24 protein-coding genes and 1 tRNA gene are annotated in these 24,799 nt (G+C 73.6%); 12 read left to right on the forward strand and 13 right to left on the reverse strand.

Annotation, left to right across the window (positions count from 1 at the left end):
- The first annotated feature begins 49 nt into the window (after nt 1–49).
- Together RF644_RS00910 and RF644_RS00915 are read left to right on the forward strand one after the other, a co-directional pair.
- The gene (locus RF644_RS00910) at nt 50–1,120 is read left to right on the forward strand and encodes a HoxN/HupN/NixA family nickel/cobalt transporter (protein ID WP_368794986.1); all 1,071 of its coding nucleotides are present in this window, start codon (nt 50–52) and stop codon (nt 1,118–1,120) included.
- Between the two features lie 5 nt (nt 1,121–1,125).
- Entirely contained in the window at nt 1,126–1,629 is a 504-nt protein-coding gene (locus RF644_RS00915; RefSeq protein WP_368794987.1) for a metallophosphoesterase, read from the forward strand.
- Nucleotides 1,630–1,663: 34 nt separating this feature from the next.
- Here the strand turns inward: RF644_RS00915 and RF644_RS00920 are convergent, their stop codons facing one another.
- Both RF644_RS00920 and RF644_RS00925 read right to left on the reverse strand, forming a co-directional pair.
- Complete coding sequence (locus RF644_RS00920) at nt 1,664–2,233, reverse strand: hypothetical protein (RefSeq protein WP_017833458.1); 570 nt, start codon at nt 2,231–2,233, stop codon at nt 1,664–1,666.
- Nucleotides 2,234–2,382: 149 nt separating this feature from the next.
- A complete protein-coding gene (locus tag RF644_RS00925; RefSeq protein ID WP_109242937.1) occupies nt 2,383–2,679 on the reverse strand; it encodes a DUF1540 domain-containing protein in 297 nt (98 codons plus the stop codon).
- Nucleotides 2,680–2,913: 234 nt separating this feature from the next.
- Here RF644_RS00925 and RF644_RS00930 point away from each other — a divergent pair, with 234 nt between their 5' ends.
- From RF644_RS00930 to RF644_RS00940, 3 genes are read left to right on the forward strand one after another with little or no spacing between them, the layout of a single operon-like run.
- Nucleotides 2,914–3,474, forward strand: coding sequence for a carboxymuconolactone decarboxylase family protein (locus tag RF644_RS00930; protein WP_354536330.1), 561 nt, complete (start codon nt 2,914–2,916; stop codon nt 3,472–3,474).
- The gene (locus RF644_RS00935) at nt 3,471–4,481 is read left to right on the forward strand and encodes a pirin family protein (protein WP_017833455.1); all 1,011 of its coding nucleotides are present in this window, start codon (nt 3,471–3,473) and stop codon (nt 4,479–4,481) included. The genes RF644_RS00930 and RF644_RS00935 overlap by 4 nt, the downstream gene beginning before the upstream one ends.
- A 22-nt stretch (nt 4,482–4,503) precedes the next feature.
- Entirely contained in the window at nt 4,504–4,851 is a 348-nt protein-coding gene (locus tag RF644_RS00940; protein ID WP_368794988.1) for a GNAT family N-acetyltransferase, read from the forward strand.
- Nucleotides 4,852–4,915: 64 nt separating this feature from the next.
- Here RF644_RS00940 and RF644_RS00945 read toward each other — a convergent pair whose 3' ends face one another.
- Complete coding sequence (locus tag RF644_RS00945; protein ID WP_017833453.1) at nt 4,916–5,791, reverse strand: shikimate dehydrogenase; 876 nt, start codon at nt 5,789–5,791, stop codon at nt 4,916–4,918.
- Nucleotides 5,792–6,076: 285 nt separating this feature from the next.
- Here RF644_RS00945 and RF644_RS00950 point away from each other — a divergent pair, with 285 nt between their 5' ends.
- Both RF644_RS00950 and RF644_RS00955 read left to right on the forward strand, forming a co-directional pair.
- A complete protein-coding gene (locus RF644_RS00950; protein WP_017833452.1) occupies nt 6,077–6,859 on the forward strand; it encodes a cyclase family protein in 783 nt (260 codons plus the stop codon).
- Complete coding sequence (locus tag RF644_RS00955; RefSeq protein WP_368794989.1) at nt 6,856–8,574, forward strand: thiamine pyrophosphate-binding protein; 1,719 nt, start codon at nt 6,856–6,858, stop codon at nt 8,572–8,574. The genes RF644_RS00950 and RF644_RS00955 overlap by 4 nt, the downstream gene beginning before the upstream one ends.
- A gap of 55 nt (nt 8,575–8,629) precedes the next feature.
- Here the strand turns inward: RF644_RS00955 and RF644_RS00960 are convergent, their stop codons facing one another.
- Nucleotides 8,630–9,970, reverse strand: a complete 1,341-nt coding sequence (locus RF644_RS00960) for a hemolysin family protein (protein WP_031283023.1) — start codon at nt 9,968–9,970, stop codon at nt 8,630–8,632.
- A gap of 130 nt (nt 9,971–10,100) precedes the next feature.
- Between RF644_RS00960 and RF644_RS00965 the strand changes: the two genes are divergently transcribed.
- On the forward strand, nt 10,101–11,315 hold the full coding sequence (locus RF644_RS00965; protein WP_368794990.1) for a glycerophosphodiester phosphodiesterase family protein: 1,215 nt from the start codon (nt 10,101–10,103) through the stop codon (nt 11,313–11,315).
- Between the two features lie 59 nt (nt 11,316–11,374).
- Here the strand turns inward: RF644_RS00965 and RF644_RS00970 are convergent, their stop codons facing one another.
- The 5 genes from RF644_RS00970 to RF644_RS00990 all read right to left on the reverse strand — a co-directional run bounded on the left by RF644_RS00970 (nt 11,375) and on the right by RF644_RS00990 (nt 15,142).
- Entirely contained in the window at nt 11,375–11,587 is a 213-nt protein-coding gene (locus tag RF644_RS00970) for a hypothetical protein (RefSeq protein ID WP_017833937.1), read from the reverse strand.
- A gap of 94 nt (nt 11,588–11,681) precedes the next feature.
- Entirely contained in the window at nt 11,682–12,587 is a 906-nt protein-coding gene (locus RF644_RS00975) for an ABC transporter ATP-binding protein (protein ID WP_249033728.1), read from the reverse strand.
- Nucleotides 12,577–13,350: an ABC transporter permease gene (locus RF644_RS00980; protein WP_109268494.1), complete on the reverse strand. Its 774-nt coding sequence runs from the start codon at nt 13,348–13,350 to the stop codon at nt 12,577–12,579. The genes RF644_RS00975 and RF644_RS00980 overlap by 11 nt, the downstream gene beginning before the upstream one ends.
- Complete coding sequence (locus RF644_RS00985) at nt 13,347–14,141, reverse strand: ABC transporter permease (RefSeq protein WP_051063790.1); 795 nt, start codon at nt 14,139–14,141, stop codon at nt 13,347–13,349. The genes RF644_RS00980 and RF644_RS00985 overlap by 4 nt, the downstream gene beginning before the upstream one ends.
- 38 nt (nt 14,142–14,179) lie before the next feature.
- Nucleotides 14,180–15,142: an ABC transporter substrate-binding protein gene (locus RF644_RS00990; protein ID WP_368794991.1), complete on the reverse strand. Its 963-nt coding sequence runs from the start codon at nt 15,140–15,142 to the stop codon at nt 14,180–14,182.
- Nucleotides 15,143–15,274: 132 nt separating this feature from the next.
- Here RF644_RS00990 and RF644_RS00995 point away from each other — a divergent pair, with 132 nt between their 5' ends.
- Nucleotides 15,275–16,225, forward strand: coding sequence for a LysR family transcriptional regulator (locus RF644_RS00995; RefSeq protein ID WP_017833932.1), 951 nt, complete (start codon nt 15,275–15,277; stop codon nt 16,223–16,225).
- A 94-nt stretch (nt 16,226–16,319) separates the two neighbouring features.
- Nucleotides 16,320–17,921: a benzoylformate decarboxylase gene (mdlC, locus tag RF644_RS01000; RefSeq protein ID WP_368794992.1), complete on the forward strand. Its 1,602-nt coding sequence runs from the start codon at nt 16,320–16,322 to the stop codon at nt 17,919–17,921.
- A 24-nt stretch (nt 17,922–17,945) separates the two neighbouring features.
- Here the strand turns inward: mdlC and manA are convergent, their stop codons facing one another.
- The gene (gene manA / locus RF644_RS01005; RefSeq protein WP_368794993.1) at nt 17,946–19,049 is read right to left on the reverse strand and encodes a mannose-6-phosphate isomerase, class I; all 1,104 of its coding nucleotides are present in this window, start codon (nt 19,047–19,049) and stop codon (nt 17,946–17,948) included.
- Nucleotides 19,050–19,122: 73 nt separating this feature from the next.
- Between manA and RF644_RS01010 the strand changes: the two genes are divergently transcribed.
- Entirely contained in the window at nt 19,123–20,523 is a 1,401-nt protein-coding gene (locus RF644_RS01010; RefSeq protein ID WP_368794994.1) for a phosphomannomutase/phosphoglucomutase, read from the forward strand.
- A gap of 66 nt (nt 20,524–20,589) precedes the next feature.
- Here the strand turns inward: RF644_RS01010 and RF644_RS01015 are convergent, their stop codons facing one another.
- The 3 genes from RF644_RS01015 to RF644_RS01025 form a co-directional block, all read right to left on the reverse strand.
- Nucleotides 20,590–21,777: a globin domain-containing protein gene (locus RF644_RS01015; RefSeq protein ID WP_095651260.1), complete on the reverse strand. Its 1,188-nt coding sequence runs from the start codon at nt 21,775–21,777 to the stop codon at nt 20,590–20,592.
- Between the two features lie 58 nt (nt 21,778–21,835).
- The gene (locus RF644_RS01020; protein ID WP_368794995.1) at nt 21,836–22,327 is read right to left on the reverse strand and encodes an Rrf2 family transcriptional regulator; all 492 of its coding nucleotides are present in this window, start codon (nt 22,325–22,327) and stop codon (nt 21,836–21,838) included.
- A 177-nt stretch (nt 22,328–22,504) separates the two neighbouring features.
- The gene (locus RF644_RS01025; RefSeq protein ID WP_368794996.1) at nt 22,505–24,370 is read right to left on the reverse strand and encodes a phosphoenolpyruvate carboxykinase (GTP); all 1,866 of its coding nucleotides are present in this window, start codon (nt 24,368–24,370) and stop codon (nt 22,505–22,507) included.
- 299 nt (nt 24,371–24,669) lie between these two features.
- Here RF644_RS01025 and RF644_RS01030 point away from each other — a divergent pair.
- Nucleotides 24,670–24,745: transfer RNA gene (locus RF644_RS01030), tRNA-Arg, on the forward strand.
- The last annotated feature ends 54 nt before the right edge of the window (nt 24,746–24,799 follow it).

Here is a 24,799-nt window from a genome sequence, read left to right on the forward strand (position 1 = left end):
TCCCCCAGCCCCTCCCCGAAGCCCGCCCCAGCCCAGCGAAAGGCCCGCCGTGAGCACCTCCCGCACCGTCCCCCCGTCCGCCGCCGGACGGCGCAGCGTCACCGTCATCGGCGCCGCGGTCGTCCTCCTGCACGTCGCGGGCTGGGGCGCGCTGCTCGCCCTCGTCCTGGGCACCGACACCCCCCAGGGGGGAACGGGACTGTTCGTGGGACTCGCCCTCAGCGCCTACGCCCTGGGCGTCCGGCACGCCTTCGACGCCGACCACATCGCCGCGATCGACAACGCGACGCGCTCGCTGATGGCGCGGGGCCGGGAGTCCGCGGCCACCGGCTTCTGGTTCGCCCTGGGCCACTCCTCGGTGGTCCTCGTCTCCGTGCTGCTGCTGACCCTCGGCCTGGAGGCCTTCGCCGGCGGCCTCGCGGACGAGGGCTCCGGGCTGCGGCAGGCCGCGGGGATCTGGGGCGGCACCGTCTCCGGGCTGTTCCTCGTCACCGCCGGGGTGCTCAACCTCGCCGTGCTGCTCCGGCTGCGCCGGGCCCGCCGCGCGGCGCGCACCGGCGCCCTGGACGCCGCCGAGCTGGACGCCCACCTCGCCGACCGGGGCGTGCTGCACCGCGTGCTGCACCCCGTGACCCGCATGGTGGACCGCCCGGCCAGGATGTACCCCGTCGGCTTCCTCTTCGGCCTCGGCCTCGACACGGCGGCCTCCATCGGGCTGTTCGTCATGGCCGGCGGGCTCGCCCCCGAGCTGCCCTGGTACGCGGTGCTCGTGCTGCCCGTGCTCTTCACCGCGGGCATGACGATGTTCGACAGCGCCGACGGCATCCTGATGAACCGGGTCTACGGCTGGGCCTCGGTGGACGCCCGCCGCCGGCTGAACTACAACGTCACGGTGACCACCGTCTCCGTCGTCATCGCCTTCGTGATCGGCGGGACGAGCTTGCTGTCCGTGCTCGCCGAGCTCCTGCAGCCGACCGGCGGCGCGCTCGCCCTCGTCGCGGCGATCGACCTCAACTTCCTCGGCATGGCCGTGATCGTGTTCTTCGGCGTCGTCTGGCTGGGCTCGAAGGGCCTGGACCGGATCCGCCGCGACGGACGACCGGTCCCTGTGCGAGGCTGATCGTCATGGTCCGACTCCTCCTGCTCGCCGACACGCACGTCCCCAAGCGCGCCCGCGACCTGCCCGCCGCGGTGTGGCGGGCCGTCGACGACGCCGAGGTGGTGCTGCACGCGGGCGACTGGATCGACCTCGCGACCCTCGACCGGCTCGAGGAGCGGGCCGCCCGCCTCGTGGGGGTCTGGGGGAACAACGACGGCCCGGAGCTGCGCGAACGGCTGCCCGAGGTGGCCCGCGAGACGCTCGGGGGCGTGCGCTTCGGGATGGTCCACGAGACCGGTGCCGCCGCCGGGCGGGAGGCCCGGATGGACCGGGCGTTCTCCGGCCTCGACGTCCTGGTCTTCGGCCACAGCCACATCCCGTGGGACAGCACCACCCCGGCGGGCCTTCGGCTGCTCAACCCCGGCTCCCCCACGGACCGGCGGCGCCAGCCGCACTGCACCTATCTGACGGCGGTCGCCGACGGCGGGCGGCTCACCGACGTGGAGCTCGTCCGCCTCCCGCCGCGCTGACGCCCCGCGGCACCGGCGCCGCCGGGCCGAGCGCTCAGAGCAGCCCCCGCAGCTGGTAGTAGCGCCGGCCCACCACGGTCCCGTTGACCCGGACCGCGGCCCACACCAGTACGAGCAGCAGCGCCACCAGCACGGCCGGGACGGGCACGAAGAGCGCCCACACCACCAGCGCCATGCCCGGGACGGTCAGCAGGATCGGCCAGGCGTACTGCACCATCTCCACCGCCATGTAGTCCTGCATCTCCCGCAGGACCGGGTCCCGCGGGACGGCGCCGCGGCGCACCGAGGTCCGCAGCCCCTTGCTCGCCCGGGCGCGGGCGTCCATGAGGTCGTTGCGGGGCGCGTCGTCCGCCCGGGTGAGCGAGAGGATGATGCCGCTGACCAGCAGGGCCGCCCCGCCCACCACGAGTCCCCACTGGACCGGGCTGAGCAGCCCCCTCTCGCCCAGGAGGAGCGCGGCCGCGATGCCGCCCAGCAGCCCGACCACCAGGCTCGCCACGACGGCCAGCACGATCCGCCGGGCCCAGACCGCGTCGAGCTCCCCGAGCCGGGGGATCTGCACGTGCGGGTGGTCGGCCCCGCTGAGCCGGATCTCCTCGTCCATGGCGCACCGTCCTCTCGTCGCCCCGTGCTGCTGCGCGGGCCCCTCCATTGTCCCGCGCCCCGGGCGCGGTGGCACGTCCGCCCCGGGACAGGCGGGAACCCCGGCCCCGGTCAGGTGCCCGGGGCCGGGGACGGGGCGGCCGACGGTCCTCAGGCGGCCTGGTAGGTGAGGCAGTCGGCCTCGTCGGCGCCGGCGCCGATCTTCACGTCGTGGGCGGTGCACATCAGGTGCGCGTTGTGCGTGCACTCGGACCGCTGGCAGGCGCCGACCTCGGCGTGGACGGTGGGCAGGCCGCCGTCGGGGCCCAGCGAGATGAACGTGCCGCAGTGCGCGTGGCCGGAGGACCCGGTCACGGTGATCGCGTGGGCGGTGCACTCGTGGTCGTGGTTGAACGAGCACTGCCCCACGGTGCAGTCGGAGACGGGAACGAACTCGGTGGTGGCCATGACTTCTCCTCCGGGAGGATCTCCGGGCCGGAGCCTGCTGCCCCGGCCTGAACAAGCTCTTCCAGGATGCGCCTCACGAGGGACGATGGATAGCGCATTTTTTCGTGCCCCAATGTCCGCGAGGCGGCCGACGGGGCCCCGCGGCGCCGCCCTTGACGGGGCACCGCCGGGGGGTATTCGCTGGACGCACGGCGGTGCCGCCCGGCGGCGCCGCGACGACCCCGAGGAGACCCCATGAGCGCCGGCGACCACTTCTACCTCGACAAGGCGGATCCCGGCAGCTGGCGGGCGCTCAACGGCCTGGCGCGCAAGGTCGCCGCCGCGGCCGAGGACGCCGGGCTGTCCCGGGCGCTCGTGGAGCTGCTCAACATCAGGGTCTCCCAGCTCAACGGGTGCGCCTACTGCCTCGACCTGCACACCGGCTACGCCGTGGAGGCCGGGGTGAGCGCGCAGAAGCTGGCGGTGCTCCCCGCCTGGCGCGAGACGGAGCTCTTCGACGACCTGGAGCGGGCCGCGCTGGCCATCGGGGAGTCCGTGGCCCTGCTGCCCGACGAGGAGACCCGGCTGGCGGAGCTGGCGGTGGCCCGGGCGGAGCTGACCGACGAGCAGTACTCGGCCCTGCAGTGGACGGCGGTGGCGATCAATGCCTTCAACCGGGTCTCCGTCCTCTCCCGCCACCGGGTCCGCCCCCGTGCGGCCGCGCCGGAGGGGCATCCCCCGGGAGAACGGGCCGCGGAGGAGCCGGCACCGGACGCCCCGCGCACCCCGTCGACCGTCGCGGGGGGCACGGCGTGACCAACCTGGACGTGGACCCGCAGGAGCTGCTGTGCTCCGAGGCCGTCGGGGCCGGCGCGCAGCTGCTGGCCCCGCGCGAGGTGCCCCTGGGCGGGCCCCGCGCGATGACCGTGCGCCGCACCCTGCCCCAGCGGCAGCGCAGCCTCATCGGGGCGTGGTGCTTCGTCGACCACTACGGCCCCGACCTGGTCTCGGAGTCCGGGGGCATGCGGGTGGCACGGCACCCGCACACCGGCCTGGCCACCGTGAGCCTGCTGTTCACCGGCGGGATCGCCCACCGGGACTCGGCCGGCTACGACGCGATCGTCCGGCCCGGTGAGGTCAACCTGATGGTCGCCGGACGGGGGATCTCCCACCAGGAGTTCTCCACCCCCGGCACCACGCTGCTGCACGGGGTCCAGCTCTGGTACGCCCTGCCGGAGGCGACCCGCCACATGGCACCCACCTTCGAGCACCACGCCCCCGAGCCGGTGGTCGGGGAGGGCACGGAGCTGCGCGTCTTCCTCGGCTCCCTGGCCGGCAGCACCTCCCCGGTGGACACCTTCACCCCGCCGCTGCTGGCCGCCGAGGCCACCCTGCGGCCCGGCGCCCGGCTGGAGCTGGAGCTGGACCCGGCCCTCGAGCACGGCGTGCTGCTCGACACCGGCGACCTGGCGCTCAACGGCGCCCCCGTGCCGGTGGACCACCTCGCCTGCCTCCCGGTGGGGCAGGGTCCCGTGGTGCTGGAGGCCGGCCTGAGCCCGGTCCGGCTGCTGCTCATCGGCGGCGAGCCGCTGGGCGAGCAGATCGTGATGTGGTGGAACTTCGTCGGCCGCAGCCACGAGGAGGTCGTCGCCCACCGCGCCGCCTGGCAGGCGGAGATCGACGCCGAACCGGCCCCCGCGCCGGCCTCCGGCAGCTACGAGGACGGGGCGCCGTACCCGCGCTTCGGCCCCTACCCGGCGGAGCAGCCCGCCCCGCTGCCGGCCCCACCGCTGCCCACCGTCCAGCTGCGGCCCCGCGGCTGAGCCCGTCCCCCAGGAGACCACCATGGACACCTCCGCCGTCACGGTGCGGAACAACCCCGGCCGGCAGCGCTACGAGCTCCTCGACGGGGCGACCGTCATCGGCTCGGCCCACTGGGCGCCCTTCGAGGGCCCCGACGGGCCGCAGCGGATCTTCTACCACACCACCGTGGACGACGCCTACGGCGGGCAGGGCCTGGCCTCGAGACTGGCCCGGGAAGCCCTGGACGACACCGCCGGGGCCGGGCTGACGGTCGTCCCGGTGTGCCCCTACATCAAGAAGTGGCTGCACAGCCACCCCGACCACCAGCAGTACGCCGTGGCCGTGCGGCCCGAGCACCTCGCCGCCGTCCCGCGGCACGAGCAGCAGTGAGCCCGCCCCCCGGGCCGGAGCCCGGGGGGCGCCGGCCCGCGGCGGCCGGGACGGGAGCCCGGGCTCAGCCCCGCTGGGCGGCGATGAGATCGAGGAAGTGGGCGCGCATCCGGGCCCGGTCGGGCTCCACGCCGGTGATGAGCCGGAACGCGTCCACCGCCTGGCCGACCGCCATGTGGCCGCCGTCGAGCACCTGGCACCCCCGGGCCCGGGCCGCGGCGACGAGCTCGGTCTCCACCGGCAGGTAGACCACGTCGGCCACCCACTGCCGGGCCTCCAGCAGGCCGGGGTCCACGGGGGTGCCGGGGTGGTGGTGCATGCCCACCGGGGTGGCGTTGACCAGCCCGTCGGCCGCGCGCACCAGCTCCGGCAGCGTCTCGGCGGTGGCGGCCGCGACCTGCTGCCCGGGGAAGAGCTCGGCCATGGCAGCGGCCCGCTCGCCCGCCCGGGCGGGGTCCACGTCGAACAGGTGCAGGGTCTGCACGCCGGCGCTCAGCAGCGCGGAGGCCACGGCGGAGCCGGCGCCGCCGGTGCCGACCTGGACCACGCGGTCCTTGGCCGCGCCGGGGAGCACGGCCCGGAACCCCGCGGCGAAGCCGGACACGTCGGTGTTGTGGCCGACGAACCGCCCGTCGCGGATCACCACCGTGTTGACGGCCCTCAGCGCGGCCGCCTCCGGGGCGACCTCGTCGAGGTGGTCCAGGACCAGCTGCTTGCAGGGGTGCGTGATGTTGAAGGCGTTGAACCCGAGGTCGCGCCCGGCCCGCAGCAGCTCCCCCACGTCCTCGCCCGGGCGGCCGATCACCTCGAGGTCCACCGGACGGTACAGGTAGTGCAGCCCGTGGTTCCGCGCCTCGGTCTCGTGCATCGGCGGGGTGAGGCTGCGGGTGATCCCGTCGCCGATCAGGCCCACGAGGTAGGACTCGGAGGTGGTGCTCATGCAGGGCTCCTTGCGGGGTGCGGTCAGGACGCGGCCGCGCCGACCGCTCTCGGCGCAGCACCGGTGCCGGTGGCGCGGAGGGCATCGCGAGCCGTTGGGACGCCCATCACAGTACACCGGGAGCACGCGCAGGACCCGCTCTGCACTCACTGTGTGAACACGGATGCCACAGTGTGGAAGTGATTCCCGCCGCGGGGGCACCGGGCCCGCACCGGGGCACAATGGGCGGCGAGGCATGTGCCACGGCCCCGCCGACGGGGCCCACGAACTGCGGAGGGTGACGTCATGAGCGTGCTGGGCGAACTGGGGGCGGCGCTGGCCGCCGGGACCGTGGAGGTCGTGGACCTGACCACCCCCCTGGACCGGGACACCCCGATCCTGCGGCTGCCGGAACCGTTCGCCAACACGGTGGGCCTGTCCATGACCCCGGTGAGCGCCTACGACGAGGCCGGGCCCGGCTGGGCGTGGAACGACCTGACCCTGGGCGAGCACGCCGGCACGCACCTGGACGCGCCCGTGCACTGGATCACCGGCCGGGACGGGAGGTCGGTGGACCGGATCGAACCGGCGCGGCTCGTCGGGCCGGCCGCCGTCCTGGACCTCACCGCCGAGGCGGAGGCGGACGCGGACGCCCTGCTGGAGCCCGAGCACCTCGAGCGGTGGGAGGCCGAGCACGGGCGCTTCCCCGAGAACTGCTGGGTGCTCCTGCGCACCGGCTGGTCCGCCCGCGCGGACGACCCCGAGCGCTTCCTCAACGCCGACGCGGACGGCCTGCACGCCCCGGGGCCGTCGGTGGCCGCCGCCGAATGGCTCGCCGCCCACCCGCACGTGAGCGGTTTCGGCGTGGAGACCGTCGGCATCGACGCGGGCATCGCCGGCGGCTTCGACCCGCCCTTCCCCGCCCACCACCACCTGCTGGGCCACGACAAGTACGGGCTGACCTCCCTGCGCCGCCTCGACCGGCTGCCGGTCCTCGGGGCGCAGCTCGTGGTCGCGCCCCTGCCGGTCGTGGGCGGCACGGGCAGCCCCGCCCGGGTGCTCGCCCTCGTCGAGCGGGCCGGGGCGTGACCGGCACGGTCGCCCAGCTCGTGGGCCGTGCGCTCGCGGAGCTGGGCGTGGGGCACGCGTTCGGCGTGGTGGGCAGCGGCAACTTCCACCTCACCAACGCGCTCATCGCGGCGGGCGTGCCCTTCACGGCCGCCCGGCACGAGAACGGCGCCGCGACCATGGCCGACGCCTGGGCCCGCACGAGTGGGCGCGTCGCCGTGGTCACCACGCACCAGGGCTGCGGGCTGACCAACGCGACCACCGGCATCGGCGAGGCCGCGAAGTCCCGCACCCCGCTGATCGTGCTCACCGCCGACACCCAGGCCGCGGCCGTGCACTCCAACTTCCGGATCGACCAGGACGCCCTCGCCCGGGCGGTGGGGGCGGTGGCCGAGCGGGTGCACTCCCCCGCGAGCGCCGCGGCCGACGTCGCCCGGGCCGTCCGGCGCGCCCGCAACGACCGCCGCACCGTGGTGCTCAGCGTCCCGCTCGACGTCCAGGCGTCCCCCGCCCCCGAGGGCGCCGTGGTGCCCGTACTTCCGCCCGCGCCGCGCGTGCGCCCGGACGACGACGCCGTCGAGCGCCTGGCGGGGATGCTGGCCGCCGCGCGCCGGCCGGTGTTCGTGGCGGGACGCGGCGCCCGGGGGGCCCGCGCCGAGCTCGCCGCCCTCGCCGAGCGCTCGGGGGCGCTGCTGGCGACGTCGGCGGTGGCCAAGGGCCTGTTCGCCGGCGAGGACTTCGACCTCGGCATCTCCGGGGGCTTCTCGTCCCCGGCGACCGCTGAGCTGATCGGGGCGGCCGACCTCGTGGTGGCGTGGGGCTGCGCCCTGACCATGTGGACCACCCGGCACGGGCGCCTCCTGGGCCCGGAGGCCGCGGTGGTGCAGGTGGACCTCGAGGAGTCCGCCCTGGGCGCGCACCGGCCGGTGGACCGGCCGCTGGACCTCGGGGTCGTGGGCGACTGCGCGCTCACCGCCCGGGACGTCCTCGCCGCCCTGGAGCACGACGACCTGCGGACGGGCGGCACCGCAGCAGAGGGCGCGGCCGGGCCGGGAGCCGCCGCCCCGGCGTCGTCGTCCTGGCGCACGCCCGAGCTGGCCGCGCGGATCGCCCGGGAGGCCCGGTGGCGGGACGTAGCGTTCGAGGACCTGTCCACGGCGGAGCGAATCGACCCGCGGGTGCTGTCCCGCGAGCTGGACGCGATGCTGCCGGCCGAGCGGGTCGTGGCCGTCGACAGCGGCAACTTCATGGGCTACCCCAGCCAGTACCTCTCCGTGCCGGACGAGCGCGGGTTCTGCTTCACCCAGGCCTTCCAGTCCGTGGGCCTGGGCCTGGCCACGGCCATCGGCGCCGCGCTGGCGCAGCCGCACCGGCTGCCGGTGCTCGGCACGGGGGACGGCGGTTTCCTCATGGGGATCGCCGAGCTCGAGACCGCCGTCCGGCTGGGCCTGCCGCTGGTTTGCGTGGTCTACGACGACGCCGCGTACGGCGCGGAGGTGCACCACTTCGCCGGTGACGGGGACGCGCCCCTGGACACGGTGGTCTTCCCGGACGTCGACATCGCCGCGATCGGCCGGGGCTTCGGCGCCGACGGCGTGGTCGTTCGCTCCGTCGAGGACCTGGCCGCCGTGCGCACCTGGCTCGACGGGCCCCGGGACCGGCCCCTGGTGATCGACGCCAAGATCGCCTCCGACGGCGGGGCGTGGTGGCTGGCCGAGGCCTTCCGGGGCCACTGACCCGGCTCCCGCGCCACGAGGTCACCGCCGGCGGGACGGGCCCCGCCGGGACGGGTCAGGCCCCGGACCGGCCGTCCTCCGCCGCGTCCCGCCGCAGCCGGGTGATCCGCACCCGCTCCACCCGGCTGCGGTCCACGGCCAGGACCTCGAGCCGGTAGCCGTCCACGTCGACGACGTCCGCCGGGCGCGCCACCCGCCCCAGCCGGTCCATCACGAACCCGCCGACCGTCTCGTAGTGGCCCTCGGGGATGACGAGCCCCGCCTCCACCGGGACCTCCTGGATGATCAGCCCGCCGTCCACGAGCACGGCCCCGCCCTCGCGCAGCACCGTGTCCTCGTGCTCCCGGACCCCGGCGTCGAACTCGTCGTAGATCTCGCCCACGAGCTCCTCCACGAGGTCCTCCAGGGTCACGATGCCCGCCGTCCCGCCGTACTCGTCGACCACCAGCGCGATGTGGTGCCCGTCCTTGCGCATGGCCTGCAGGGTGCGCAGCACGTGGTTGGTCTCCGGCAGGAAGGGGATGGGCCGCACCACGTCCCGCAGGGTCCGCGGCGGGGCCTCGATGACCCCGTCGCCGTCCTGGTCCGCGACCACGAGGTCGCGGATGTGCACGAAGCCCAGGACGTCGTCCACGCTCGTGCCGAGCACGGGGTAGCGGGAGTGCGGCAGGGCCAGGGCCGTGCGGTAGGCCTCCGTGACGGGCAGGGTGCCGTCCAGGAAGTGGACGTCGGGGCGCGGGCGCATGACCTCGGCGAGACGGCGCTCGCCCGCCTCGAAGACATCCGTGAGGATCGAGCGCGAGACGGCCCCGATGCCCCGGGTGTCCACGACCATCTCCCGGATCTCCTCCGCCGAGACCTCCTCGGTGACGGCGTGCGGGTCCCCGCCCACGAGCCGGACCACGAGGTTCGTGGACACGGACAGCAGCCAGATGACGGGGCGCATGAGCGTGGCGAAGACGCTCAGCGGAGGGGCCAGGATCTTCGTGAAGCCCACGGAGCGCTGCATGGCCAGGCGCTTGGGCACGAGCTCCCCGAGGACGAGGGAGAGGTACGCGATCACCAGGGTCATGCCGATCAGCGCGGAGGTCTCCGCGGCCGCGGTGGACAGACCGGCCCGCTCGAAGACGGGGGCCACGTCCGGGGCGAGCGTCGAGGCGCCGTAGGCCGAGGAGAAGAACCCCGCCACCGTCACGCCGATCTGCACCGCCGAGAGGAAGAGGTTGGGGTCCCGGACGAGGGCGGCGGTCCGGGCGCCCTTGCGGCCCGAGCGCTCGATCCGCTTGACCTGGCTCTCCCGCAGGCTCACGATCGCCATCTCGGTGCCCGCGAAGACGCCCCCGACGGCCACGAACAGCAGGACCAGGAGGATGTTCACGATCGTGCTGTTGTCCATGGCGACCACAGTACCGGCCGCCTCCGGGACGCCAGGAGATCACCTGCTCGTCACGTCGCGTTGACCGGTTCGTCTCCGCGCTCCGCTTCGGTGGAGGGGCACTGTCCCCCCAGGCACGAGGAGCACCGTCATGACCACCCGTTCCCCCCGCACCCTGCGCGGCGCCGCCGCGGCCCTGTCCGCCGTGACCGTGCTCGGCTCGGCGCTGCCGGCCGCCGCCGCCCCGTCCGGCACCGAGGACCCGATCGTCGTCGGGCACCGCGGCGCCGCCGGCACCGCCCCCGAGAACACGGTCCCCGCGTTCAAGGACGCCCGCGCCGCCGGCGTCGACTACCTGGAGATCGACGTCCAGCTCAGCTCCGACGGCGTGCCGTTCCTGTTCCACGACAGCACCCCCGCGCGCACCACGGACGTCGAGGAGGTCTTCCCCGGCCGCGAGGACGACCCGATCACGTCCTTCACGTGGGACGAGCTGCAGCAGCTCGACGCCGGCTCCTCCTTCGACGCGCAGTTCGCCGGGGAGCGGATCCCCCACCTCGACGACGCCGCGCGGATCGCCACCGTCAGCACCGGCGTCTACATCGAGATCAAGTCCCCGCAGAACTCCCCCGGCATCGAGCAGGTCGTGGCCGACGCCCTGGCCGAGGACCGGGACTGGGCGAAGCTGCTCGCGGCGGACAAGGTCACCGTCATCGGCTTCGACGAGGCGTCCAACCGGACCTTCGCCGGGCTGGCCCCCGACGTGCCCCTGCAGCAGCTCACCGGCAGCGTCCCGGACGCCGCCACGATCGAGCGGTGGGCCGGTGTCGTGGACTCCGTGGGCACGAACTACCGCACCCTCGACGCCGACGACGTCGCGCGCGTCGACGCCGCCGGCCTGGCCCTGGGCGTCTACACCGTCAACTCCCCGGAAGCGGTCCAGCACGTGGTGGACCTCGGCGTCGACATGATCACCGGCGACTTCCCCCTCCAGACGGCCCGCCACCTGGACGGGCGCGACCCCTTCCCCGCGAACAACGGGATCCGGATCGAGGACTCCGTCAACGACGTCCCCGGCGACGACCTCCAGCCCGAGACCGGCGAGCACGTGGTGCTCACCAACACGGGCCGGACCGCCGTGGACGTCAGCGGGTACGTGCTGCGCGACGCCGCGAACAACGTCCTCACCGTGGGCGAGGGCTACGAGCTGGCCCCGGGCGGGCGGCTGCGCGTGCACACCGGACCGGGCACCGGCACGGAGGACGCCCACTACAACGGCGGCACCTCCGCCGTGCTCAACAACGGCGGCGAGTCCGTCGCCCTGTGGACGGACAACGGCCGGCTGCTGGACGTCTTCGCCAACTGATCCGGGACGCCCCCGCGACGGGCGGGCCCGCCGGCGACCACCGGCGGGCCCGCCCGGGTTCACCAGAGGTGGCGGCACTGCCCGTTCTGGCAGGAGAACTCGGGGGCGCGCCCGTCGGGCAGCATCATCGACGGGGACGCCAGCTCGACGTCGCGCGCCAGGTCCCAGTCGTCGGGCATGATCTGCACGTAGACCAGCTCGAACCCGGTGGCGCCGCAGCGCGGGCACGGCGCGGTGGTGCCGCGCAGACCGTCGGACGGGGTGGTGCTCATGGCGGGCCTCCCGGGGAGAACGGCCCCGGGCGCTCCGGAGCCGGTGGGCCCAGTGTAGTGGGCGCACCGGCTCCGGACGCGGCCGCGGGCCGGCTCAGGCCCTCGTGCCCGCCTCCCGCTTGGCGCGCTGGATCTCCTCGTAGACGTGCCCGCGCAGCTCGGTGAACCGCGGCAGGCCGCGGGTGGTGAGCTGGTCGCGGTCGTCGGGCAGGTCGATCGGGAGGTCCTCCTGGACCACGGTGGGCGAGCTCGAGAGGATGATGACGCGCTCGCCGAGGTAGACGGACTCGTCGATGTCGTGGGTCACGAACAGCACGGTCACGCCCATCCGGTGCCACACGTCCCGGATGAGGTCCTCGAGGTCGGCGCGGGTCTGGGCGTCCACCGCGGCGAAGGGCTCGTCCATCAGCAGGATCTTCGGCTGGTAGGCGACCGCCCGGGCGATGGCGACGCGCTGCTGCATGCCGCCGGAGAGCTGCCACGGGTACTTCTTGTCCGCGCCGCGCAGGTCCACGGCGGCGATCGCCTCCTCCACGAGCCGGTTCCGCTCGTCCCGGGCCAGCCTGGCGTTCTTCAGCGGCAGCTCCACGTTCTCGCGGACCGTCATCCAGGGGAACAGGCTGCGCCCGTACTCCTGGAAGACCACGGCCATGTCCTTGGGCGGACCGGTCACCTTCTCGCCGCCCAGCAGCACCTCGCCGGAGGTCGGCGCCATGAGCCCCGAGATGCACTTGAGCAGCGTGGTCTTGCCGGAGCCGGAGGGCCCCACGAGGCACGCCAGCTCGCCGCGGCCGAGGTCGAACGTGAGGTTGCGGACCGCCTCCACGTCGCCGTGGTCGCTCTGGTAGATCTTCTGCAGCCCGCGCACGGACAGCAGCACGTCCTTCCCGCCGGTGCGTCCCGCGCCGGCGTCCGAGACCCCGGTGGCGGTCGCGTCCGTGCCGGTCCGGGGTGCGGTCGCGCCGCCGTCCACTGCCGAGCTTCCTGATTCAGCCTGCATTCTCCACCTCTTTCAGGCCCCGGTACCAGGCGAGGACCTTGCGTTCAACACGTTGGAAGACGAACGCCAGCACCACCCCGATGAGACCCAGGACGGCGATGCCGCTCCACATCTCGGGGATGGCGAACGATCGCTGGAACTGCACGATGGTGAAGCCGAGCCCCGAGGACGAGGCGAACATCTCCGAGATCACCATCAGGATCAGCCCGATCGACAGGGCCTGCCGGATGCCGGCCATCATCTGGGGGCTGGCGGCGGGGATCACCAGGTGGACGATCCGCGACCACCCGTGGATCCCGTACGAGCGCGCCGTCTCGTTCATGACGGAGTCGACCGAGCGCACGCCCTCGATGGTGTTCAGCAGGACGGGCCACACGGACCCGAGCACGATCACCACCACCTTCATCTGGTCGTTGACGCCGATGAGCAGCATCAGCACGGGCACCAGCACCGGCGGCGGGATCGCCCGGAAGAACTCGAGCACGGGCTCCAGCAGGTTCCGCAGCCAGCGCACCGACCCGATGACGAGCCCGGCGACGACGCCGAGCAGGATGGACAGCGCCAGCCCCACCAGGAGCCGGCCGATGCTCGGCAGCACGTCGTCGAAGAACCGGTCGCCGAACCAGACGTCCACGAACGTCGTGGCGAACTCGCCCGGCTCCGGGACGTAGAAGTTGGTCGTCGTCAGGGTGTAGGCCCACCACAGCAGGACCAGCAGGACGGGCAGCGCGAGCGCGTAGCCCAGGGTCTTGACGAGTCTCACACCGCCACCTCTCCGCGGACGGACGAGTGCCAGGCCAGCGCCCGGCGCTCGAGCGCCCGCATCCCCAGGTTGATGAGCACGCCCAGCAGCCCGGCCGTGACGATGAACGCGTACATGGCCGTGACGGCGCCGCCGGACTGGGCCAGGGAGATCTCGCGGCCCAGCCCCGGCGTGCCGATCACGAGCTGGGCGGTGACCGCCAGGATCAGCGCCACGGCCGCCCCGAGCCGCAGCCCGGTGATCACGTAGGGCAGGGACGTGGGCCACGTGACGTACCGGACGCGGGCCAGCGTCCCGAGCCCGTAGCTCTTGGCCGTGTCCTGCGCCACGGTGTCCACGTCCCCGACCCCGTAGAGGACCTGGATGAGGATCTGCCAGAAGGACGCGTACACGACCAGCAGCAGGGTGGACTCGAGCTGCACGCCGAACAGCAGGACGGCCAGCGGGATGAGCGCGACCGACGGGATGGGCCGGAGGAACTCGATCGTGCTGTGGGTGGCCCGGCGCAGGAACGTGCTGCTGCCGATGACCAGCCCCAGGACGATCGCGGCGACCGCGGCGATCAGCAGCCCGAGGAACCAGGCCCGGACGGTCTGCCAGACCGCCAGCCAGAAGCCCGCCGAGCCGAGCTGCTCCCCGAGCTCCAGCAGGACGGCGCTGGCCGGGGGCAGGTACCGGGGGTCGACGATCCCCGTCAGGGGCAGGAGCTCCCAGGTGAGCAGGAACCCGAGGATCCCCAGCACCCCGAGAACCCCGGGCCCCCAGGCCCGTCCCGTGCGCTTTCGTGCCATGTCGTGCTCCCTCCCTCGGGTGCCGGGTCCGCGGACGGCTACGGCAGCAGCGCGTCGAGGTCGGGGGCCTGCTCGAGGGTCCCGTACTCGACGGCGGCGTCGCCCAGCTTCTGCAGCGCCTCGCGGTCGAACTCGGTGCGGAAGCGCGGCAGGGCCATCTCGGCGCGCAGCTCGTCGCTGATCTCCGTGTAGGTCCCGACGATCTCCCGGACCGCGTCGGGGTTCTCGTTCGCGTACTCGAGCGAGCGGTTCATGGCGTTCTGGAACTTCTCCACCAGCTCGGGGTCCTCCTCGAGCTTCTGGGCGGTCGTGAAGTAGCCGGCGATGTCGAGCTCCGGGTCGAACTCCACGAAGTTGTAGGACACCGCGCGGGCGCCCTCGTCGAGGACCTGGGTGAGGAACGGGTCGAGGATCCAGGCCGCGTCCACCTGGCCGCGGTCGAGCGCGGCCGGGGCGTCCGGGAAGCCGACCTCCACGAAGTCGATGCTCTGCGGGTCCCCGCCGGCCTGCTCGACGACGTGGCGGATCGTCGTGTCGCCGATGTTGTTGAGGTTGTTCACCGACACCGTCTTGCCGGCCAGGTCCTCGGGGCCCTGGATGTCCGAGTCGGCGGGCACCACCACGGCGCCGAAGTCCCGCTCGGTGTCGCCCGAGGTCGTGGTGCCGTTGGCGACGTACTTGAGGTCCAGCCCCTCGCCCTGGGCGACCATGACGGACAGGGTGTTGCCGAAGGCGAAGTCGAAGTCCCCGCTGACCACGCCCGGCACGGCGGCGGCGCCGCCGCTGGTGGTCTGGATGTCGAGGTCGATTCCCTCCTCCTCGAAGAAGCCCTGCTCCTCGCCCAGCCAGATGGCGGCGGTGTCGACGATGGGGATGACGCCGACGGTGACGGCCTGCATCTCCCCCTCGGCCTCCGTGCCGCCTCCGCCGTCGCCGCCGCCGCACGCGGCCAGCGCCAGTACGGATCCTGCTGCTCCCAAGCCGATGAGCGGTCGCCGCATCGTGCCTCCCCTGTGTCGTCCGGTGCCCGTTGTGATAGGGATCACTCTAGTGACGTAGCATTCACAAACCAGTGCATGTTGTCGATGGACCGATGCATGACGTCTATGAGTCGCTGACCGAGGAGGGGTGCCGTGGAGCTGGACCTGAACCTGATGCGCGTGTTCTGCACGGTCTACGAGCAGGGCAGCGTCACGGGGGCCGCCGCCGAGCTGCACCTCACCCAGCCCACGGTGAGCCACGCCCTGAAGAACCTGCGCCGGCAGTGCAACGACCAGCTGTTCGTCCGGGAGGGCCGGGGCCTGAGCCCCACGCCGTTCGCGAGGAGCATCTTCCCGCAGGTCAAGGCGGGGATCGCCCAGGTGACCGCGGCCGTCTCCTCGGGCGGGCTGTTCGACCCGGAGACCGCCCGCGAGCGCTTCACCCTGGCGCTGACCGACCTCGGGGAGCTGGCGTTCCTGCCGTCCGTCATGGTGGCGCTGCGGGAGCAGGCACCCGGTGTGGAGCTGACCGTGCTGCCCCTGGACGTGGAGCGCGTCCCGGAGGACCTGCTGCGCAACCGGGTGGACGCCGCGATCTGCGCCCCGTACATCGGCGGGCCCGGCATCGTCCGCACCGTCGTCGGCACCGACGAGTACGTGGTGATCGCGGCCCGCGGCCACCCGCGGGTCCGGGAGCGGCTCACGCTCGAGCAGTTCGCGGAGGAGCCGCGGATCCGGCTCGCCCCGTCGATGGGCCACGACCTCGCCGAGGTCGCGGCGGAGCGGGCGGGCGCCCCGGGCAGCACGGCCCTGCGGCTGTCCCACTTCACGGGCCTGGTCTCCGTGGTGGAGCGCACCGACTGCCTCGCGGTGCTGCCGCGGTTCCTCGCCGAGACGCTCCAGGAGGCGGCCGGGATCCGGGTCTTCCCGCACCCGGTCGAGATGCCGGTCCTCCAGCTGGCCGCCTACACCCGCGAGACCGCCCACCAGCGCCCCGCGCAGCAGTGGTTCGCGCGGCTGGTCGTGGACACGCTGCGGGAGTCCGTCTCGCCGGACCCGTCGGCGCCGCTGCGGCCCGGGCCCTGGCATCGTCGCCGTCTATGAGGGGATAGAAAACATCGACTGGCCGTGCCCCCGGCCCCCTTCTACTCTCGCGGTGAGGCGGCACGCCGGTGCCGCGTCCCGATTGGAGCGCAGCGTGACCACCATCCGTGCCAGGACCCACCGCTGGATGCAGGCCCGTGGCCTCGACACCGTGTTCGGCAACCCGGGCTCCAACGAGCTGCCCTTCCTGCGGGACCTGCCCCCCGGCATCCGGTACGTCCTGGGGCTGCACGAGGGAGTGGTCGTGGGCATGGCCGACGGCTACGCGCAGGCCACGGGCCGGCCGGCGCTCGTGAACCTGCACTCGGCCTCCGGCACGGGCAACGCCATGGGCGCGCTGACCAACGCCGCCAGCTCGCACACCCCGCTCGTGGTCACGGCCGGCCAGCAGGTGCGCGCCACGATCGGCGCGGAGCCCATGCTCGCCAACGTGGCGGCCCCGGACCTGACATCCCCGCTGACGAAGTGGGCGGGCGAGCCGCTGTCCGCGCAGGACGTCCCCCGGATGCTGGACCAGGCCCTGTGGGAGGCGTGCACCGGGTCCCGCGGCCCCACGTACGTCTCGGTCCCCTACGACGACTGGGACCGGGAGTCCGCCGACAACGACGACTACCTGCTGCCCCGGCGGGTGGCCGAGGGCCTGCACCCGGCCCCCGAGCACGTGCAGGAGATCGCCGGTCTGCTGGCCGGAGCCCGCCGGCCCGCGCTGGTGCTGGGCTCCGAGGTGGACGCCGTGGCGGCGAACGGGGTCAGCCGCGAGCTCGCCGAGCTGCTCGGCGCCGACGTGTGGGTGGCACCCTCCCCCTACCGGCTGCCCTTCCCCAACCGGCACCCGCAGTTCCGCGGGGTCCTCCCCGCCTCGGAGCGGGGCGTGCACGCCGCCCTCGAGGAGAACGACGTGGTCCTGGTGCTCGGCGCCCCCGTCTTCCGCTACCACCAGTACGAGCCCGCCCGGTACCTGGCCGAGGGCACGCAGCTGCTGCACGTCACCGAGGACCCGGGCGAGGCCGCCCGGGCGCCGTTCGGGACCTCCTTCGTGGCCGGGCTCGCCGCGACGGCCGCGGCCCTGGTGGCCGCCCTGCACGAGCGGCGCGGCGGGGCGCGCCCGGCCGCCCCGGTCGGGTGGACGGTGCCGCCGCCCGCCCGCGAGCCCGTGGACGGCGTCTTCCACCCGGGCGCCGTGTTCGAGGTGCTGCGCGAGACGGCGCCGGCGGACACCGCCTACGTGGTGGAGTCGACCTCCACCAACGGGGACTTCTGGAGGCACATGGACCTGCGGGAGCCCGGCTCCTACTTCTGGCCGGCCTCCGGCGGCCTGGGCTTCGGGCTGCCCGCGGCGGTCGGCGTGAAGCTGGCCCGGCCGGACCGTCCGGTCATCGGGGTGGTCGGCGACGGGTCGGCCAACTACGGGATCACCGCCCTGTGGAGCGCGGCGCAGTACCGGGTCCCGGTCGTGTTCGTGATCCTCAACAACGGCACCTACGGCGCGCTGCGCTGGTTCGCGGGCATGCTGGGCACGGGGGACGTGCCGGGGCTGGACGTGCCGGGCATCGACTTCCTCAGCCTCGCGCGGGGCTACGGGGTGCCCGCGCAGGCCGCGGGCACGGCCGCGGAGCTCGCCGACCTGGTGCGGCAGGGTCTCGCGGCCGAGGGCCCCACGCTCATCGAGGTCCGCACGGAGCTGACCACCCCCTGAGCGGCGCCGCGCGCCGAGGGCGGCTCAGCGGCAGGAGACCGTGAACACCCTGGCGTCGCCGGACAGCTCGACGGTGCCGGGGCCGCCCCGGTGCAGCAGCGACTCCCCGCCGGCCAGCTCCCACTCCCGGCCGGCGGCCCGCACCAGCACCCGGTCCCCGGTGCTCAGCAGGACCGTGGTGCCCCGCAGCCCGACGGGCACGGCCCGTCCCGGCACGAGCTCGTGGGCGGTCAGCGACAGCCGCTCGTCCCACAGGGGGTAGACGCGGCGGCCGTGCTCGTCGGCGGCGGGCTCGACGACCTCCGGGGCCGCCTGCTCGTCGGCCAGCACGGCGAGCAGCTCGGCCACGTCCACGTGCTTGCCCGTCAGCCCGGCGCGCAGGACGTTGTCCGAGGAGCTCATCACCTCGATCGCCGCCCCGGACAGGTACGCGTGGAGCTGCCCGGCCGGGGTGTGCAGGGACTGCCCCGGGGCGAGGCGGACGTGGTGCATGCACACCGCGACCAGCAGCCCGCGGTCGCCCGGGTGCCGGTCGTGCACGTAGCGGACCAGCGAGGCCACCGGGTCCTGCGGGCCCGCGGCGCGGGCCGCGTCGATGGTCGCCGCCACGGCGGCCGCGGCGGCGTCGTCGTCGAGCGTCAGCACGGCCGGCAGCACGGGGCGCCCGCCGGCGGCGGCGTCGCGCAGCCAGTCCAGCCCCAGGCGCGCGGCCGTGGCGCGCAGCCGGTCCGCCGGCTGCACCCCCGTGAGCAGCTCCACGCCGGTGAGGGCCACGACGGTCTCGGGCTTGGCGGAGCGGTCCTTGTAGTTGCGCCGCGGGTCGTCGAGCGGGATCCCCGCCCGCTGCTCGCGCTCGAAGCCCGCCTCGGCCTGCTCCGGCGAGGGGTGCACCTGGATGGACAGGGGGGCGTCGATGGCCAGGATCTTGAGCAGGAACGGCAGGCCCTCCAGCGGCTCGTCCCGGCCGTCCCGGACGACGACGGAGGGCGCGGAGGGGTGCGCGCCGACCCACAGCTCGGCCTCGGGCTCGGGGCTCGGCACGGGTCTGCCCTGGAGGCGGGCCAGCACCTCGCGGGAGCCCCACGCATAGTGCTGGACGGGATTGCGCATGCGGAGGATCTCGACCATGCTCGTCATCCAATCACAGGACCGCCCGCGCCCCGCGGCACCCGGGAGCGCCCGTGGCCTAAGATCACCCCTTGTGACTATCGATCTCTCAGCTTCGTTCAAGGCCTACGACGTGCGCGGCATCGTGGGCGAGTCCATCACCGCGGAGACGGTCCGGGCCACCGGCGCCGCGTTCGTGGACGTCCTGGGCCTCGCCGGCCTGACGGTCCTGGTGGGCGGCGACATGCGCCCCTCCTCGCCGGAGTTCGTGGACGCCTTCGCCGAGGGCGCGGTCCGCCGCGGCGCGGACGTCGTGAAGATCGGGCTGATCTCCACCGACGAGCTGTACTACGCGTCCGGGACGTTCGGCGCCGCCGGGGTGACCTTCACGGCGAGCCACAACCCCGCCGAGTACAACGGCATGAAGATGTCGAAGGCCGGGGCCGTCCCGGTCTCCTCCGAGACGGGCCTCTACGACATCCGCGACCTCGCCCAGCGCTACCTCGACGAAGGAGCCGTCCCGGAGGCCCCCGTCCCCGGCACGGTCACCGAGCGGGACGTGCTGACCGGCTACGCGGAGTACCTGCGCTCCCTGGTGGACCTGTCCGGGACCCGCCCGATCAAGGTGGTGGTCGACGCCGGCAACGGGATGGCGGGGCTGACCACTCCCGCGGTGCTGGGCGACGCCGTGCTGGAGCCGCTGCCGCTGGAGGTCGTGCCCCTGTACTTCGAGCTGGACGGCACGTTCCCCAACCACCCCGCCAACCCGCTCGAGCCGGAGAACCTCGTGGACCTCCAGCGGGCCGTGCGCGAGCACGGCGCGGACCTGGGCATCGCGTTCGACGGCGACGCCGACCGCTGCTTCGTGGTCGACGAGCAGGGCGGGGCCGTCTCGCCCTCGGCCGTCACCGCGCTCGTGGCCGAGCGGGAGATCGAGCGCGCCCGGGCGGAGGGCGTGGAGAACCCGGTGATCATCCACAACCTCATCACGTCCCGCGCCGTGCCCGAGCTGGTCACCGCCCGCGGCGGCCGCCCCGTGCGGACCCGGGTGGGCCACTCGTTCATCAAGGCCGTCATGGCCGAGGAGGGCGCCGTGTTCGGGGGCGAGCACTCCGCGCACTACTACTTCAAGGACTTCTTCAACGCGGACACCGGGATGCTCGCCGCGATGCACCTCCTGGCCGCGCTGGGCGAGCAGGACGGGCCGCTGAGCGAGCTGATGCACCAGTACGACCCGTACGCGGCCTCCGGTGAGATCAACTCCACGGTGGAGGACAAGGCCGGTGCCGTCCGGCGGGTCGTCGACGCCCTGGCCGGCCGGGACGTGAGCGTGGAGGAGCTGGACGGCACCACGCTCAGCTGCCCGGACGAGGGCTGGTGGTTCAACCTGCGCCCCTCCAACACCGAGCCGTTCCTGCGCCTCAACGTCGAGGCGAAGGACCCGGCGACGATGGAGCGGGTCCGGGACCGGGTGCTGGACATCGTGCGCGTCTGAGACCTCGGCACGCAGCGGGGCCCCGCCGGACGAGCCGTCCGGCGGGGCCCCGTGCGCTGCGGGCGCTCAGACCGCGGCGGTCTCGCGCGCCTCGTCGTGGAGCATCCACTGGTCCGGGCCCAGGATCTCGTAGGCCACGCTGCGCCCCGGGACGCCCTGGGCGATCACGGCGGAGCGGACGGCCTGCATGAAGGGCAGCGGGCCGCACAGCACCACCTGGGCGTCGGCCGGGATCCGCACGGCGCCGAGGTCCATGAACCCGTCGTGGTCGCCGTCCCCCGGGGTCTCCATCCAGGTCTCCAGGCGGGCGTGGGGCAGCTCGGCGACCAGCATCTCGTGCAGCTCGCGCAGCGCCCAGTCCTCCGCCGAGCGGTCGGCGTGCAGGACGAGGACCTGCCGCTGCGACTCCTGGCGGACGAGCCGGTCCAGGAACGCCAGCATGGGGGTCACGCCGATGCCGGCGGAGGCCAGCACGAGCGGACCCTCCCCCTCCGGGAGCACCACGTCCCCGTAGGGGTTGGAGACCCGCAGGACGTCGCCCACCTGCACGTCGTGGCAGAGCACCGGGGTGACCTCGCCGCGCTCGTCGAGTCGCACGGCGATCCGGCGGGTCCCCTCGGGCCCGGGGACCAGCGTGAACTGCCGCGGCTGGTCCACGCCGTCGGGCATCCGCACCTCGACGGTCACGTACTGGCCGGCCACCGCGGGGGTCATCGGCGTACCGTCGGCGGGCTCGAGGGTGATCGCCGTGGTGGTGGTCCCGGTCTGCTCCTTGGCCGCGACCCGGAACGGGGCGAAGACCACGCTGTTCGCCTGGCCCGCGTAGAGGCCCTCCTCGATCTTGATCAGGGCGTCGGCCATCAGCCAGTACACCTCGTCCCAGGCGGCCACGACCTCGGGCGTCGCGGCGTCGCCGAGGTCCCGGGCGATCGCGCCGAAGAGGTGCTCGTGGACGATCGGGTAGTGCTGGGGCAGCACGCCCAGGGACGCGTGCTTGTGCGCCACGCGGGAGAGCAGCTCGTCCGGGTAGCCCTCGGGGTGGGTCAGCAGCCAGGAGGCGAACATCGCGATGGAGCCGGCGAGGGCCTGCGCCTGGGTCCCGTTCCGCTGGTTGGAGCGGCTGAACATGCCGTCCAGCAGATCGGGGCGCGCCTCGAACATGGACCGGTAGAACTCGGGGGTGATGAACGGGATGCGCTCGGCGACGACGCCGATGGTCTGCTCGATGACGGGACGGGACTGGTCGGACAGCACGGTTGCCTCCTGGGGAGCCGGTGGATGACTCCTCAAAAGTAGCATCTAAAATACTTGATTACGTCATCGGCGGTGGCGCGCCCCCCGTGGTGGCCGCCGGCGGCTCGGGCGGGCGCAGTCCGATGGACACCAGCACCGGACCCACCTGCCGCTCGCTCACGAGGTCCCGCACCCGCACGTCGTCGAGCGCGCCGTAGAAGGCCTCCCGCGCGTCCGCGAGGGCGCGGCGCAGCCGGCACCCGTGATCCAGCGGGCACTCGCCGCCGGCCGACTCGCACTCGACCATCGCGGAGCCCGCCTCCAGCTCGCGCAGGAGCGAGCCCACGGTGGCGTCCAGTCCGGCGGGGGTGATCGACACCCCGCCGGTGCGGCCGCGGCTCGAGGCCAGCAGCCCGAGCCCGCTCAGCCGGCCCACGGTCTTGGTCACGTGGTGGTAGGGGGCGCCCACACCCTCGGCGATGGCGCGCGTGGTGAGCTTCTCCCCCTCGGGGACGGCTCCTGTCAGCAGCAGGACGCGCAGGGCGATGTCCGAGAACGCGGTCAGCCGCACGGCGGGGTCCTCCGGTCGCTCATGGCGGCTCCTTCCGAGACCTCGCGCGTCCCGGCCGGCCGCGGGAGCGCCCCCATTGTCCCACGCGGGCGGCGGACGCGGACGAGGGGCCTCCCGGCACGGGAGACCCCTCGTCCGATCCCCGTCCCGGGGCGCCGCAGCACCCCGGGACGGGGATCACGCCTGGTTCAGGCGGTCCTCCAGGCCGGCGCGCTGCTCGAGGATGGGCTCGGGCACGTGGCCGAGCCGGTGGAACCACTCGTCGATGCTGGGCAGCTCGGCCCGCCACTCCTCGACGTCGACCTTGAGGGCGGCCTCGAGCTCCTCGTCCGAGATGTCCAGGCCGGTGAGGTCGAGGTCCTCCTTGGTGGGCACGATGCCGATCGGGGTCTCCCGGCCGCCGGCCGTGCCCTCGAGGCGGTCGAAGATCCACTTGACCACGCGGGAGTTCTCGCCGAAGCCCGGCCAGGCGAAGCCGCCGCTCGGGGTGCGGCGGAACCAGTTGACGTAGAAGACCTTCGGCATGTCGTCCTCGCCGATGCGCTCGCCGACCTCGACCCAGTGCTCGAGGTAGTCGTTGGCGTTGTAGCCGATGAACGGGAGCATGGCCATGGGGTCGCGCCGGACGACGCCCACGGCGCCCTTCGCGGCGGCGGTGGTCTCCGAGGACAGCGTGGCGCCCTGGAACACCCCGTGCTCCCAGCCAAAGGACTGGGACACGAGCGGGATGGTGGTCTTGCGGCGGCCGCCGAAGACGATCGCGGACAGCGGCACGCCCTCCGGGTCGTCGTACTCGGGGGCGAGGATGTCGGCCTGCTTGATGGGGGTGCAGAAGCGCGAGTTCGGGTGCGCGGCGGGACGGCCGCTCCCCGGGGTCCAGTCCCGGCCCTTCCAGTCCGTCAGGTGCTCGGGCGTCTCCTCCGTCATGCCCTCCCACCAGACGCCGCCGTCGTCGGTGAGCGCCACGTTGGTGAAGATCGTGTTGCCCCGGGCGATGGCGCGCATGGCGTTGGGGTTGGTGGGCCACCCCGTGCCGGGGGCCACGCCGAACAGGCCCGCCTCCGGGTTGGTCACCCGGGCCTGGCCGTCCTTGCCGAAGCGGATCCAGGAGATGTCGTCGCCGACCATCTCGGCCTTCCAGCCCTCGAGCGTGGGCTCGAGCATCGCGAAGTTGGTCTTGCCGCAGGCCGAGGGGAAGGCAGCGGAGATGAACCGGCTCCTGCCCTCGGGGTTCGTGACCTTGAGGATGAGCATGTGCTCGGCCAGCCAGCCCTCGTCGTGGGCGATGGCGGAGGCGATGCGCAGCGCGTAGCACTTCTTGCCGAGCAGGGCGTTGCCCCCGTACCCGGAGCCGAAGGACCAGACGGCCCGGTCCTCGGGGAAGTGCACGATGTACTTGGCGGGGTTGCAGGGCCAGGGCACGTCCTGCTCGCCCGGGGCCAGCGGGGCGCCCAGCGAGTGCAGGCACTCGACGAAGAAGCCGTTCTGCTCGGTCATCTTCTCCAGCACCGGGGTGCCGATGGTCGCCATGATGCGCATGGAGCACACCACGTAGGCGGAGTCGGTGATCTCCACGCCGTAGCTCGGCCGCGAGGCCTCCAGGTGACCCATGACGAAGGGGATGACGTACATCGTGCGCCCGCGCATGGCGCCGCGGAACTTCTTGCGCAGGGAGCTGCGCATCACCTCCGGGTCCTCCCAGTTGTTGGTGGGGCCCGCTCCCTTCTCGGTCTTGGTGCAGATGAAGGTGCGCTCCTCGACCCGGGCGACGTCGTCCGGGTCCGAGAACGCGGCGAAGGAGTTGGGGAACTTCTCCTCGTCCAGGCGGACGAAGGTGCCGGCGTCCACGAGCTCGTCGGTGAGCTGCGTCCACTCGGCCTCCGAGCCGTCGACCCAGTGGATGCGGTCCGGCTGGGTCAGCTCCGCCATCTCCCGCACCCACGAGAGGAGGTGCGCATGGGTGGTGGGCGCGCTGTCCAGCGCGTCCTTCACAGCCTCGTTCAGCCCGGTGGTCTCCGTCGTTGCAGTGGGGTTGTCAGCCATTGACATGTCTCCTCGTTGAGGCCGTCCGCCGACCGCCCGGGGCTCTCGTGGTGGTGCTCGTCGTCGAACACTCGACCCGGTGTCACCGGGCCCACAGTGAGCGGCGTGGAGGTGGGCGGCCGGTCTCTACTGTGATGTGGGTCCATCGTATCGCCCCGGCCCCGGCCGCCCCAGCAGGGTTACGCGCGCCGCGGCCCGTCGCGCCGGGTGTCGAACGGGGCGCCCTCGGATTTTGCGCAGCCGGGGGCCGCATGTAGAGTGATGTCCGGTTTGAACGGCGGTGACGCCGGGACGCCGATGCGCCTGTAGCTCAACGGATAGAGCATCTGACTACGGATCAGAAGGTTGGGGGTTCGAATCCCTTCGGGCGCACCATCCACGAAGGAGCCCCTCACCGACGGAGACGCCGGTGAGGGGCTCCTTCGTGCC

It is taken from the genome of Kocuria sp. CPCC 205258 (genome assembly GCF_040981005.1).
GTDB classification, from domain to species: Bacteria; Actinomycetota; Actinomycetes; order Actinomycetales; family Micrococcaceae; genus Kocuria; species Kocuria rosea.

Excerpts from the sequence above, each read along its gene's own strand:
- RF644_RS00915 (WP_368794987.1), top strand. The coding sequence starts at position 1,126 with ATGGTCCGACTCCTCCTGCTCGCCGACACGCACGTCCCCAAGCGCGCC.
- RF644_RS00920 (WP_017833458.1), bottom strand. The coding sequence starts at position 2,233 with ATGGACGAGGAGATCCGGCTCAGCGGGGCCGACCACCCGCACGTGCAG.
- RF644_RS00925 (WP_109242937.1), bottom strand. The coding sequence starts at position 2,679 with ATGGCCACCACCGAGTTCGTTCCCGTCTCCGACTGCACCGTGGGGCAG.
- RF644_RS00930 (WP_354536330.1), top strand. The coding sequence starts at position 2,914 with ATGAGCGCCGGCGACCACTTCTACCTCGACAAGGCGGATCCCGGCAGC.
- RF644_RS00940 (WP_368794988.1), top strand. The coding sequence starts at position 4,504 with ATGGACACCTCCGCCGTCACGGTGCGGAACAACCCCGGCCGGCAGCGC.
- RF644_RS00945 (WP_017833453.1), bottom strand. The coding sequence starts at position 5,791 with ATGAGCACCACCTCCGAGTCCTACCTCGTGGGCCTGATCGGCGACGGG.
- RF644_RS00950 (WP_017833452.1), top strand. The coding sequence starts at position 6,077 with ATGAGCGTGCTGGGCGAACTGGGGGCGGCGCTGGCCGCCGGGACCGTG.
- RF644_RS00960 (WP_031283023.1), bottom strand. The coding sequence starts at position 9,970 with ATGGACAACAGCACGATCGTGAACATCCTCCTGGTCCTGCTGTTCGTG.
- RF644_RS00965 (WP_368794990.1), top strand. The coding sequence starts at position 10,101 with ATGACCACCCGTTCCCCCCGCACCCTGCGCGGCGCCGCCGCGGCCCTG.
- RF644_RS00970 (WP_017833937.1), bottom strand. The coding sequence starts at position 11,587 with ATGAGCACCACCCCGTCCGACGGTCTGCGCGGCACCACCGCGCCGTGC.
- RF644_RS00975 (WP_249033728.1), bottom strand. The coding sequence starts at position 12,587 with ATGCAGGCTGAATCAGGAAGCTCGGCAGTGGACGGCGGCGCGACCGCA.
- RF644_RS00985 (WP_051063790.1), bottom strand. The coding sequence starts at position 14,141 with ATGGCACGAAAGCGCACGGGACGGGCCTGGGGGCCCGGGGTTCTCGGG.
- RF644_RS00990 (WP_368794991.1), bottom strand. The coding sequence starts at position 15,142 with ATGCGGCGACCGCTCATCGGCTTGGGAGCAGCAGGATCCGTACTGGCG.
- manA (WP_368794993.1), bottom strand. The coding sequence starts at position 19,049 with ATGGTCGAGATCCTCCGCATGCGCAATCCCGTCCAGCACTATGCGTGG.
- RF644_RS01025 (WP_368794996.1), bottom strand. The coding sequence starts at position 24,370 with ATGGCTGACAACCCCACTGCAACGACGGAGACCACCGGGCTGAACGAG.